Annotated in this window: 10 protein-coding genes; 5 read left to right on the plus strand and 5 right to left on the minus strand. The window is 70.8% G+C overall.

Annotation, left to right across the window (positions count from 1 at the left end; all coding sequences use genetic code 11):
• Together GV126_RS34905 and GV126_RS34910 are read left to right on the plus strand one after the other, a co-directional pair.
• Positions 1 to 1882, plus strand: a 1882-nt coding sequence (locus GV126_RS34905) for a UvrD-helicase domain-containing protein (RefSeq protein ID WP_159675371.1), incomplete at its 5' end; no start/stop codon positions are given.
• 773 nt (positions 1883 to 2655) lie between these two features.
• Positions 2656 to 2844 carry a hypothetical protein gene (locus GV126_RS34910; RefSeq protein WP_236570385.1) on the plus strand — a complete coding sequence of 63 codons (189 nt, stop codon included), beginning with the start codon at positions 2656 to 2658 and terminating at the stop codon, positions 2842 to 2844.
• Positions 2845 to 2970: 126 nt separating this feature from the next.
• Here GV126_RS34910 and GV126_RS34915 read toward each other — a convergent pair whose 3' ends face one another.
• The 3 genes from GV126_RS34915 to GV126_RS34925 all read right to left on the minus strand — a co-directional run bounded on the left by GV126_RS34915 (position 2971) and on the right by GV126_RS34925 (position 4766).
• Positions 2971 to 3315, minus strand: coding sequence for a DUF6415 family natural product biosynthesis protein (locus GV126_RS34915; RefSeq protein ID WP_236570386.1), 345 nt, complete (start codon positions 3313 to 3315; stop codon positions 2971 to 2973).
• A gap of 29 nt (positions 3316 to 3344) precedes the next feature.
• Positions 3345 to 3776, minus strand: coding sequence for an ATP-binding protein (locus GV126_RS34920; protein ID WP_159675375.1), 432 nt, complete (start codon positions 3774 to 3776; stop codon positions 3345 to 3347).
• Between the two features lie 762 nt (positions 3777 to 4538).
• A complete protein-coding gene (locus GV126_RS34925) occupies positions 4539 to 4766 on the minus strand; it encodes a hypothetical protein (RefSeq protein ID WP_159675378.1) in 228 nt (75 codons plus the stop codon).
• 187 nt (positions 4767 to 4953) lie between these two features.
• Here GV126_RS34925 and GV126_RS36030 point away from each other — a divergent pair, with 187 nt between their 5' ends.
• The 3 genes from GV126_RS36030 to GV126_RS34935 all read left to right on the plus strand — a co-directional run bounded on the left by GV126_RS36030 (position 4954) and on the right by GV126_RS34935 (position 7982).
• The gene (locus tag GV126_RS36030) at positions 4954 to 5595 is read left to right on the plus strand and encodes a hypothetical protein (protein ID WP_185947096.1); all 642 of its coding nucleotides are present in this window, start codon (positions 4954 to 4956) and stop codon (positions 5593 to 5595) included.
• 903 nt (positions 5596 to 6498) lie between these two features.
• A complete protein-coding gene (locus tag GV126_RS37030) occupies positions 6499 to 6972 on the plus strand; it encodes a hypothetical protein (RefSeq protein WP_236570387.1) in 474 nt (157 codons plus the stop codon).
• Positions 6969 to 7982 (plus strand): bifunctional 5,10-methylenetetrahydrofolate dehydrogenase/5,10-methenyltetrahydrofolate cyclohydrolase, encoded by a 1014-nt coding sequence (locus tag GV126_RS34935; RefSeq protein ID WP_236570388.1) that lies wholly within the window; start codon positions 6969 to 6971, stop codon positions 7980 to 7982. The genes GV126_RS37030 and GV126_RS34935 overlap by 4 nt, the downstream gene beginning before the upstream one ends.
• 242 nt (positions 7983 to 8224) lie before the next feature.
• Here GV126_RS34935 and GV126_RS34945 read toward each other — a convergent pair whose 3' ends face one another.
• Together GV126_RS34945 and GV126_RS34950 are read right to left on the minus strand one after the other, a co-directional pair.
• Positions 8225 to 8884, minus strand: coding sequence for a lanthionine synthetase LanC family protein (locus tag GV126_RS34945; RefSeq protein WP_159675382.1), 660 nt, complete (start codon positions 8882 to 8884; stop codon positions 8225 to 8227).
• Entirely contained in the window at positions 8881 to 11943 is a 3063-nt protein-coding gene (locus GV126_RS34950; protein WP_159675384.1) for a lantibiotic dehydratase, read from the minus strand. Before GV126_RS34950 ends, GV126_RS34945 begins: the two co-directional genes overlap by 4 nt.
• Between the last annotated feature and the right edge of the window lie 28 nt (positions 11944 to 11971).

The following is an 11971-nucleotide window of genomic DNA, read 5'->3' on the forward strand; positions in this document are numbered from 1 at the left end:
CGCCCCAGCCGCCGCCGAGCCCCTGCTCACCGGGGTCACCGCCGACGACCTGCGCGACCTGGGCGTCGCCGACCAGCTCATCGACCTCGCGCTCGCCGTCACCGACAGCGACGAGCTCGACCAGCTGGTCGCCGGCGCACCGCTGCTGTCCAAGGACATCCTCTACGGGCTCGCCGCCGGCATGTCCCTCGACGAGGTCCGCAAGGAGATCACCGCCCCGGTCAAGGTCGAACTCGATCAGGACTACGAGCAGGACCTCGGTGCCGCGCTCGCCCGCACCACCGTCACCACCATCGACGCCGACATCCAGGCCGCCCTGGAAGAGGGCGACTTCCGCGCCTGGAAGGTCTTCCTGCACCCCACCCAGGCCAAGCTCGTCAACCGCACCTACAACGGCCCGGCCCGTGTCTCGGGAGGCCCGGGCACCGGCAAGACGATCGTCGCCCTGCACCGGGTCAAGCACCTCGCGCAGCAGCTGCCGCCCGGGCACAACAAACCCATCCTGTTGACGACGTTCACCAAGAACCTCACCACCGACCTGCGCGCCCGGCTCGCCTCACTGATGGAGCCCGAGCTGCTCGCCCGCGTCGAGATCGCCCACATCGACCAGCTCGCCGCGCGTGTCCTCAGCGAGAACGCCGTCAAGGGCGCGGCCAAACAGCGCGTCTACGACAGCGCCGCGCTCAACGTGCTGCGCCAGCTCCTGCTCGAACTCGACGAGCGCCGCTGGGACGCCGAGTTCCTCTACGAGGAGTGGGACCAGGTGATCCTCGGCCAGTCCATCGGCAACCGGAAGGCGTACTTCGAGGCCCGCCGCGCCGGCCGCGGCCGTTCCGTCACCCGCCCCGAGCGCGCCCAGATCTGGAAGATCCTGGAGCAGTTCACCGCCCGCCTGGACAAGGACGGGCTGGAGACCTGGGGGCAGGCCGCCGAGCGCGCCGCCCGCCTCGAAATGGAGCGCGACGCCAGGATCAGGGCCCGGCAGGAGCACAAGGAAGCCGTCGGCGGCAAGGACCTCATCCACCGCGACGACGGCTCCGGCATGCGCTTCCTCCACCACCGCTACCGCCACATCGTCGTCGACGAGGCCCAGGACCTGCGCGCCGCCCACTGGAAGATGCTGCGCGCCATGGTCGCCCCCGGCCCCAACGACCTGTTCATCGCCGGCGACACGCACCAGCGCATCTACGACCAGCAGGTCACCCTCGGCACCGTCGGAGTCCACATCCGGGGCCGCTCCTCCAGGCTCACTCTCAGCTACCGCACCACCAAGGAGATCCTCTCCCGGGCCATGCAGGTGGTGAACCTCACCGGCAAGAACCTCGCCTACGACGACCTCGACGACAGCACCGACAACCTCAACGGGTACCGCTCCGTCCTGCGCGGTCCCGTACCCGACCTGGTGCCCTGCGCCTCCTGGGACGACGAACTCGACCAGCTCGCTGCCGCGCTGACCGCCTGGCGCGAGGAGATCACGACGGGCAACGGCGGCACCGGCCCGCGCCGCGACCCGCGCGGCAGCATCGCCGTGTGCGTCGCGGAACGGGACATGGTCAGCCAGGTGATGTTCCACCTGGCCACCAAGGCGAAGATCACCGTCGCCGAACTCACCAAGGACGGCCCCAAGGGAGACGGCGAGGTGCACGTCGGCACGATGCACCGCTTCAAGGGCCTCGAATACCAGAAGCTGGCCATCGTCGGAGCCCGCGACGGTGTCATCCCCCGCACGGCGGTCATCGAGCGCTACCGCACCACCGACCCCCAGCGCTGTGCCCGCGAAGAACTCCGGGCACGCTCGCTGCTCTTCGTGGCCGCGACCCGCGCCCGCGACGCCCTCCGCATCAGCTGGCACGACAAGCCGAGCCCGTACCTGCCGGTCTGAGCCCGTCACGGCCTTGGGGTGGGCCGCGTTCGACGGCGCAGCACGCGAACGCGGCCCACTCCGAGGGCGGCAGAACTCTCCCTTCCTCCATCCGGACGGCACCCAACCTCGCGCCGGGCCTGACCACGGCACTCACCGGCATCCTCGACACCAAGGCCACCCCGGAGAACGTCCTCGCGCACGTCGCCGGCGTCGTCCTGCTCCCCGCGCACGCGGGGATGGTCCCTCCGGCTCTCCGAGGATGAAGTGCGAGCCGCCCTGCTCCCCGCACCCGCGGGGATAGTCCCGCCTCCCGAGCGCCACGGCCTGGTGCTGGTCCTGCTCCCCGCAGCCCAGCGAGCTAGTCCATGTGGACGTCAAGAAGCTCGGTCGCATCCCCGTCGTTGGCGACCAAGGGTCTTGGGCCACCAGGCCAGTCCCGCTTTCAAACAGTCCCGGTGTCCCTCGATGTCCCCGGGAAGCGACTGTCCCGGGATTACCGCTGTGAGTTCTTCGGTCCTGGGCTGGTGGATTCGCGGTTGAGGCGTTGTGTGTTGGCCCTCGGGAGTATCCCCAAAGACTGCCCTGGCCGCGTCCTCGTTGATCACGCTGTGTGGTGCCGCCCGGACTGGTGTCAGTGGCTGCTGTCACCATGGGCGGTCGCACGGTCATTTCGCTTCGAGGGGGAGGCTTGTATGCCGTGGGTACGGTCGTACGGGCGCTCTGACGGGACGCCGGTTCGGGGGCATTCGCGGTGGGCCGCGGGGGCACGACGGGAAAGGATGATCTTCGCCTTGTTCGCGTTGGCGGTGGTGGGACTGGGCAACGGGAACGTCTCGGCGGGCAGCGGAACGAGTCCGCGGCCGCAGTCGACGGTGCGGTATCCGGTCCGGTTCGACGACGTCCCGGTGCTGCGCGTCCAGAAGCCGCAGCCCACGGTGTCGTACCCGATCCGGTTTCCGGCGCCGGAGGGGCACCGGTGACGCGGCGGCGGCCGCCGGTACGGCGGCGCACGCGGCGGCCCAGCAAGCGGCAGCAGCAACGGGACGCGCAGCTGATCGGCTTGTTCATGGCGGCGGCCGCGGTCGTCGGCCTGGTGGTGATGGTGGTCAACTGGCCAGGCGCTCCAGCAGTTCGTGGACGGCCCAGCCCAGCCGGCGCAGGTGCCCGACGGCGTTCCAGCGGCCTTCTGGCACGCCCTCGGCACGCAGCGCGCGGGCACGCTCTATGAGCTGAGCTACGGTCTCGTCGCGCTGTTCGGCTTCCGCGGCGACCGCGATGGTGACCAGCCGCATGAGGTGCCCGCGGAGCCGCTCGGCGAGTTCTTCAGTGGCCTCTTCGACCGGTGGGACGTCGTCGAGTGCGGTGGCCACGTCGTCCAGAGGGGCGCCGCCATCGAACACCGTCCAGCCGCGGAGCCTGTCCAGGACGGTGGCGAGTCCGTCTCTGGACAAGGGCGGTGCCCACGGGCGTACGGGGCGGGTCATCGGACGTTCTCCGAGGCCAGCACCTTCAGCTCAGCCCAGATGCTTTTGCCCCAGTCGTGTTCGTCGCAGCCCCATCGCCGGCTCAGTGCGGCGACCAGGAACAGACCGCGACCGCTTTCCGCGGCAGCGTCGTCTTGCTGTAACTGCGGCCGCGCGTGCGAGTTGTCGGCCACCTCGATCCGTACGACATCGCCCGGACAGCGTTCGATCACGACCTTCGCCGTAGGGCACGTGGTGTGGTCGAGCGTGTTCGTCAACAGCTCCGACACGACGACTTCCCCGTCGTCGGCCAGGTCGCCTATGCCCCAGGTTTCAAGGACGCTGGAGACAAGGGCCCGGGCGCGGCGCACGGATTCGGGCTGGCACGGCAGGAGTGCGGTGTAACCGGGCCTGCCGATCGCGTGTGGTGTGGCGACGGTCAAGGTCACGAGGTCTTCCCCTCCGGCGTGGGCACCCGGCCCTGACGGGGGAGACAGGGCCGGGTGGTCCTCCATACCACCGTGCCAGTCGTCGGCCCGGCGGCTGATGCCCAGTCAACGAGCCGGGAGGGATGGGCGACAGGAAGCCTTCCTTGTTCCTGTGTGACCACCGACCGGAAAACTTTGCGTTCCCATTACTCGCCCTCTGGTCGTGACAGTGATCACAGGGCTACTTTCGGTGCATGGGGGCGAACCGCATCCTTCAGAGCCGGATGCAGGAACTCGGGCTCACACAGGAAGAGTTAGCAGGTCAGCTCAACAAAGCGCTGCTGGACATCACAGGCCGGCCGGGGGACATCTCCTCGCGGACGGTTCGCAACCTGCTGAGCGGACAGAGCAAACGGCCCATCGGCCGTACTTGCGCCGCACTGGAGCGTGTGTTCGGCTGCCCAGTGGAGGACTTTAGAGCTCCGAACAAAAGGGGAGTCCGATCAGCTCGCGGCGTCTGGTGCGTGCGATCGCAAGGCGCCGGAGCGCCCTCGTGGCGGAGTCACGTGGGCGTTTCGGCAACGCGGCGAGCGTGCGTGCCAGACGCCGCGAGCCGGGCGCCCCTTTTGTTCGTCAGCTCTTAAGCTGGCATCCGGTTGGCTCCTGACGTAAAGGGAGCGGCGGAAGCCACCCAGGTCAGCCACACAAGCGTCACTGCTACCGGCATAACTGTGACACCGCGGAGGCCCTATCGGGCCCTCAGCGACTCGCGCTGGGGGCGAGTCAGGTGGAGAGGCGGGGCGGTTCCTCCTCGGCGCGGCCGCCGGCTCCAAGGGTCCGCCGCGGGCTCACGGGCGTCGCCGGGTGCGCTCCGAGCACTCCACGGGCCCGCAGCTCGTCAAGGTTGGGGAGACGGACCCCGGGGAGTTCGTCGAGAAGGTCGGCCTGGGTGGCGCGGATGCTGTGCGCGGGAGCCTCAGGGCCGGTACCAAGGGTACGGCGGACGGTCACACCGATCATCGTACGGGGAGGGCGGAGCTTATCCGGAGTTCAGAACAGGTGTCCCTGCGGAGAGTGCTGCCAGGACATCAATCTCCTTTATTTGAACGTGGATAGAGGCTGGGCAAACGAGCCACCCTCCGCTAAGGTGGTCTCGTTAGAACGTCATTCATTCACGTTCATCGCAACGGGAGACCTGTTGAAGATCACCGTCACCATCGACCAGCCCACAGGCGACTTCCAAGAGCGCCTCCTCGCCCTCCTCGCCGAACATGCCTCCCAGGTGGAGGTGGACGCCGCCTGGACCGTGCAGCGAGCCGAGCAGTACTACCAATCTCTGCCCAAGCGCGCCCGCCGCATCGTCAAGCTCTGCGTCGCCGGTGACGGCTACGTCGCCTCCGAGGACCTCCGCGACGACGAGACCGCCAGCCTCCGCGGGCACAGCGCCTCCTTGAAGCGGCTTCTCCAGCGAGGCGCCCTGCGCGGTCTGTGGCCCGAGAGCATCCACCCGCCGATCACCCCCGTCGGGCCCGGCTTCGGCAAGGTGGTCGGGTACGCCATGGACGAGGACCTCGTGCCGGTGTTCTTCACCGCGGTCCGGAACGTCGAGACCGAGCCCGAAGAGTGGGCAGAACAGCGCCTCACCCAGGCCGCCGCCCTGGAGGAGGCCATCCGGGCGCAGGGCGGCACCTGGGACACCCGGCGTGCCGTCACCGCGCTCGGCGATGCCGGCCACGAGGTGAGTGACAAGCGGGCCCGTCAGATCCTCAGGGACCTGGCCACATCCGGCCTCCTCGTCAAGACCGACCCCGACCGTGCCTTGTACGACACCAACGCTTGACCTCCGCCGACGTCCGCGCCCTGCAGACACACACGGTCTGCAGGTCCGAGACCGCACCCGGGCCGCACGGAGGGCGCACGGCCCGCAGCGTCCAGCCGACGAGGAGAAGTTGCCCCGCTGGCCCCGAGCGGGAGAGCAGCCTCAATCCGATCCACATGGAGAGGAAAACCTGCAGGTCACAAGTTCTTGAGTCCAGATTTTCCGGTGGCGGCGGAGGCTCGCCACCGGGGCTTGCGCGGCTAACCCTGCCTTCCCCCACCCTTCGGCACTGTCAGATCCGCTGCCCGCGACACAAGGGCTGGACCTGCTGCACGCCCCGCCCCGCACGCGCCCCCGGCGCGTACGCCCTCCGAGCCCGAAGGCCCACGGACATGACCACCCGCCCGACCACGCGCCGCCTCGTCACCTGGATCGCCCCGCCACTCGGCGGCGGGGCCCTGGCCCTGACCGCCACGTCCTACGCCGGCGCCCCCGGGTGGACGGTCATGCTCGGTGCCGTGACCGGCGCTGTGATCAGTGTCCTGCCGGCCCTGCTGCCGCAGGAGTCCGAGCACCGGCGGGATGTGTGGCGGGACTGGCTGCGCCACCGGGAGCGCATGACGCGTCTGCGCCTCACCGCCGCCGACCCCCCGTCCACACCGCCGATTTGCGAAATGATCACCACGAACAGTCCGGCTGACCGCGCGAGCCCGGCATCCGTGCCGGGCACCACCGCCCAACGGGGGGCCTCGTATGCCATCCGCTGTGCCGGAGCTGCGGGCGGCCATGCAGGCGGTTCCCGTCTAGAAGAACGCCCCCGTCCTCGGCGGTGACCGCGTCAGCGTCCCGCCCGGGCTGAAGAGGCCGGCTGGACCCGGCATCCGCCGTGATCACTACTGGCATCCGCAACGATGGGAGGGCTTCATGGCCCAGCATGTACTGAACGACACCAACCCTCGAGCGTCCGTCCTTACGGCACGTGTGGCATGGCGCCACGCCTTGGGCGGAGAGGCGGTCTGCCTGGGGCGCCTCGTCGTGTCCCCTGCCGCTCCGACGGCCGCCGTCGTCCTGTCCGAGATCGCGCAGAATCCCGACTCCCTCGGCATCAGCGGGGACTTCCCGGCCGCGGCTACCGCCGCCTGGGCCGTCCTGGCACCGCACCACAAGGGGATCAGTCCCGCACGGACCTCCTGGTACGCCCACCACGGGCCGTTCTCCTCCTACGACCCGGCCGGGCCGGAGACCCTCACCGAGGTCACGCTCTCCTACGACGGGACCCGCTTCCACGGCGAGCTGTCCGGGCACCGTCTGCTGCCCGTACAGCAGGCCCGGCAGCTGATCGAGACCTGGCAGCTGGAGCCGGTGGACGTCGCTCTCGACCGGCTGGAGCGCCTGTGAGCGCCCACCAGCTCTCCGGCCGTGCGGTGCTGCAGACGGTCCGGGAGGACCTGGCGGCCTACCGCGCCGTGATCACCCCGGCCCGGTTACGGGTCACCGTGATGCGGTTCGAGCCCTCCGAGGGGGACCCGGACCCGTGGAGGTATCGCATGGAGGCCTCGCGCATATCCGCCGAGCAGAAGGTCCGGGCCTTCAGTCATCTGGGCTTCGCGGTCGATCACGTGGTGCTGCCGGGAACGGTGTCGGCGGCCGAGTTCGCCGACAGGATCGATGCCTGCAACACGGACGAGGCGACCCGCGCGGTCATCGTGCAGTTCCCGCCGCCCGCCCGTCTGGTCCCGCTGGTGCAGCGTCTGGACCCGGCCAAGGACATCGACGGGCTGCTCGGCGGGCGCTCCCTGCAGCGTGCCTGCGCCACGGCGGACGGGATCAGCCGCATCGTCGAGCCGTTCGCCGAAGGGGCGACGGTCGCGGTCGTCGGCGCCCGGGGCTTCGTCGGCAGCGGCGTCATGCGGTTGCTGGCCGACCGCAATATCGCCCTCCTGCCCCTGGACCAGGGCGACGACCTGCGCCGAGCCGCCGGCGCCGACATCGTCGTCTCCACGGCCGGAAGCGCGCACCTGCTCACGCCGGAGCACATACGCCCGCACCACCGCGTCGTGGTCGACTCGGGGTTCTCGCCGCGGGCCGACGGCACCGTCGCGGGCGACATCCACCCGCGGGCCGCGCCGCTGCCGCAGAACATCACCCCGGTCCCCGGCGGCGTGGGCCCCATTGAGATGGCCGTGCTCATGGAACGCATCGTGCGCCAGGTCGCCGACCCCGCCCTGCAGCCGTGGACGTTCCCCAAGACGCCCTACCTGACCCGTAGAGCCTCCGCCGCCCGGATGCGCAGCACCGGCAACCACACGCCCGGCCGGAAGAAAGGCCCTGATCCCGCCTCCGCCCCCGGACCGGCCCATGCCCGGGTCCCAAGTGACAACAAGAAGCGTGGTGGCCCCACGCGCTGAAGCCGAAGGAGGACGAGCGTGATCACCACCAGCGAGTACGCGGCCCTCTCCGCCCTGGACATCGCCCATCACGTCAGGGCCAACGGCCGGCTCCCCGCCCGCGACCGAGGGGCCTGAACACCAGCCGGTTCCAGTGGAAGATCACGTGGTAGCTCAGCACCTGTCGCAGACCGCGGTCCAACGTCCCGGCCTGAACGCATTGCCGCAGTTCCTGCCCCGTGCTGCGGAAGGCAGCGGCCCACTCACTGACGGGCTCCAGCGGCCCCCCGGGGCGGTTTGAAACCGACGATGCCGCACCAAGCGGCGGGGATGCGCACCGATCCGGGGTCGTGGCGGACCCACCAGCCCGGCAGGCCGCGGCCGCCGGGCGCGAAGGGGCGGGTCAGGGCGACGAGGTACTGCAGGACCCGCTGCAGGGCGAGCCCGTCAGGGTCGGTGAGCAGGAGGTACGCCCCGATGCCGGTGAGGCCGTAGAACAGGTCGTATTCGGCGAACGTGGGCAGCTCGCCCGCGCGGATGCGGGCGAGGGCGGCGTCGACGCGGCGGTGGGTGAGGCCGGTGATGTGCTGGTGGAGGGTCTTGCGCGCCGGTTCGTACAGGTGCTGGCAGTCCGGCGGGACGGTGGTGAGGACGAAGCCGATGGCGGGGGCGCCGAGGAACAGGCCGCATGTGTCGGCGGCGCTGATGTGTCCGGCGGCTGCGGCGGTGATCCACCGGTGGGCAGGCCGCCAGGGTGTGCCGTAGCGGCTGGCCATCTCGATGTGCAGCAGGCTGATTCCGGCGGCGCCGTCGGCGAGGGACTGCACCGCCCACGGCTCATCCGGGGAGGGAGGGATGGGCTCGGCGAGACGGGCGGTGTACTGCTCCAGGATCGCCGCGGTGGTCGCGGCCGGCGCGGTCATCGGGCCGCCATCCGGTGCTGAAGGGCCGCGGTTCGCACGAGCCGGATCGTGGTCTCCTCGGTGCGCGGGTCGACGCCCAGGGCGCGGACGTGGTGCTGGTGCAGGAGGGACCGGGCGGCATCGAGGGGATCACGCTGACCGGTCAGGGTGTTGCGGTAGGTCTCCACGGCGGCGGCGCGGGCCTGCCACGTTTCGGTGACCTGAGCACCGCCGGGGAGGGCGGCGAGCGCGGACGCGCCGTTGGGGCCGGCGAGTTCGAGGGCCTGGCTGCGCAGGGTCCGGTTCAGTCGCCCCGCGCCCTGGGGGAGGTTGCGCACCAGCCACTCCTCGGCGGTGGCGGTGTCCGGGGCCAGGGGCGTGATGAGGTGCAGGGCGCTGGCCGCGGCGAGGGCCTGCGGGGCGACGGCGTCGGTGCGCTCGGTGAGCTGGATCTGCGCGAGGGCGGCGGCGGAGTCGGCTGCGAAGACCCGGTGCGCGGCGTCCATGGCCGGCCCGTGGCCGAAGCGTCCGGTCTGCGGCTGGTAGGGAGCCAGGACGAGCCCGGAGGCCAGATGGAGTGTGTGCAGGCGGTCCGCCCAGCTGCTGACGTGCTGGGCGGCGGCCGCGTATGTGCCCGGCGGCAGGTGCAGGGCGAGGTCGAGGTGCTGGTCGGCGTCCGGGCGGGCCATCTGCCGGTGCCGGGTGAACCACCAGATGGGCGGGGTGCTGCCGAACGCGGCGAGCAGGTGGGGCAGGTGGCGGCTGAGGATCTCGTCGTAGCGGCGCGGGTGGGCGTGCACCTGTGCGAGCAGGACGTCGCCGGCGCCCGGGAAGTGTGGGGCTGCCGCCTGCGCGGTGGGGCGGATGCGGGGCATGCCGGCGGTGTCGGGCTGGGAGCGGCCCAGGGAGATCCAGATCTCGTGTGCCCGCCCGATCCAGCCGTGGGCGTCGAAGTCCGGTACTTCGCGCAGCTCCAGGCGCTGGGTGGTGTCGAGGTGCGCGCGCAGCACTCGGCGGTGGACCGGGTGGGACAGGTCGAGCGGGAGACGCTGGTCGTACTCGATGACGGCGACCTGCGCCGGGACCCGCAGCCGGTTCCGCCAGGCGGTGAAGGCGCGCTCCCACTGCTGCATCGGGGCTTTGCGGCCGGGCAGGTCGTCGGCCGTCAGCAGCCATCGGGCCTGGGTGAGGATGGTGCGGCGGTAGCGCACCCGGGGCAGGTAGGGCAGCCGGGAGCCGGCGCCGAAGTCGAACGGTTTGTAGGCGGCGAACCGCCCGTGGGCGACTTCGGCGAGGAACCGGGCCAGCGGCGGGGTCTGGGTCCCGGCTTCCAGGGCGTGCAGGATCTTCACGTCGATGGGCCGGCCGGTGGACAGCTGCACGAGGTGGAAGCTGCGGGGGTCCGCGGTGACGGCGATGTCGGTGAGGGGGATCGTCGTCGCGTCCGCCTGGCGGTGGCCGGACAGTTCGATGACGTGCGGCAGCATGCGCAGGGTTCTGGTGACGTTCTCGTTGCGGTGCCGGCGCGGCGGGAAGACGAGCTGGGCCGTGAGCGCGCCGGGTGCGCCGTGGAAGGTGGTGGCGAGCGCGTCTTGCTGTTCGGGCGGCAGGAGGTGGGCGAACCGGCCGGCCATGCTGCTGCCGGGCCGGGGCACAGCGGTGAGCAGGACGGTGAAGGCGCCGCGGGACAGATCCGTGGTGCTGGGTGAGTGGGCCTCGAAGGCGGCCTCCACGCGGGGCACGAACAGCCGCTCGTCGATACCGGCGGCCTTCTCCAGGGCGTCGACCATGTCGTCTGTCAGATGGAGTTCATCGCGGCCCTCCAGGAGGACTTGCTGCACTAGGGCGAGCAGCAGGTCGTCGCGGTCGGTGCGCACCTTCGGGACGGGGCTGCGTTCGGAGCCGATGAATCCGGCGGGCAGGCCCAGGCCGCTGTCGGAGACCAGGTCCATCACCGGCACCAGGGCGCCGACGCCGTACCGGGCCCGGAATCGGCGGTGGTAATCGCGCCAGTGCTGGTAGCCGTAGGGCTGCGGAGTGGTCCGGTACAGGGCCAACACGGCTGCTTGCACTTCCGCGATAACGGCCTGCGGGAGCTGGGTCTCGCAGTCGAGGGCGGTGTCGATGAGCAGCGGTGTCGGCGTCACAGGGGTCAGGGCGCGCATCCGTTCGGCGACGGCGCTCACGCTGGTGTCGCAGAGCGTCGGGTGCAGTGAGGCCACGTCCTCACGCAGCGCGTACAGTGCGTGGACCAGGTCCCGGATCTCTCGGATGTCGTCTGCTTGGTGCTTGTGCAGTTCGTGGCACAGGTGCTGGAAGGCGTCCACGGTGGTCATGGGCGCCCACAGGCTGGTGATGAGGAACTGCTGCTCGACCAGGCTGGCGAGCAGCGCGTCGATCTTCTCCGGTGTGGCCTCGGGGAAGCTGTCGCGCAGGTGGCCGTGGAGGTCGCCGTACGGGATAGGGGTGCGGGCTGCCTCCATGGCGGCGGCCACCGGGCGGGTGGCGCGGACGGATATCTCGACCGGCGCCAGCAGCACGGCGTGCCCGTCGGAGGGCGGACCCGGCGCCACGAGCCGGTCGCCGCGCAGGCGGTGGGCGTTGTTGGCGACGAGCGGTAACCGCTTCAGCAACGCGCAGGTGCGCTGGAGGCGGAGGACGATGTCGGTGACCCATTCCGCGTCCGGCCGGATCATCGCGCGGTGCTTGTCACGCCACCGTGCGCTCGCCCGGGTCCCGACCGATACCGGGGCGATGCCGGCGAACAGGCCGAGCGGGGTCGGCCGGTGCTGCCAGCGCAGGAGGTAGGAGACCGTCGACAGCGCGGTGTGGCGCACGTGACGGGGGTCGGCCTGCCGGCCCCGAACGACGGCCTCGATGGCGTCGGACAGGACGGGGGTGGCCAGCTCCAGCGCGCTGCGGAAGTCCGTGCGCTGCCAGATGCGGTTCAGCCATCCGCGGGTGACGATCACATCGTCCAGATCGAGGGTACGGGGAATGTCTGCGGGCCCGGGGCTGGTGGTGGCACGCAGCATCGCAACGCCTTGCCACTGGTAGCGGGCGATTGCTCGGGAAGCCATGAGGACCTTCCGTGAGGCGGCGCGGGAG

It is taken from the genome of Streptomyces mexicanus (genome assembly GCF_902506575.1).
Taxonomy (GTDB): Bacteria; Actinomycetota; Actinomycetes; order Streptomycetales; family Streptomycetaceae; genus Streptomyces; species Streptomyces mexicanus.

Bases quoted from the DNA above. Each gene is read 5' to 3' on its own strand.
- GV126_RS37030 (WP_236570387.1), top strand. From the start codon at position 6,499: ATGGCCCAGCATGTACTGAACGACACCAACCCTCGAGCGTCCGTCCTT.
- GV126_RS34945 (WP_159675382.1), bottom strand. From the start codon at position 8,884: ATGACCGCGCCGGCCGCGACCACCGCGGCGATCCTGGAGCAGTACACC.
- GV126_RS34950 (WP_159675384.1), bottom strand. From the start codon at position 11,943: ATGGCTTCCCGAGCAATCGCCCGCTACCAGTGGCAAGGCGTTGCGATG.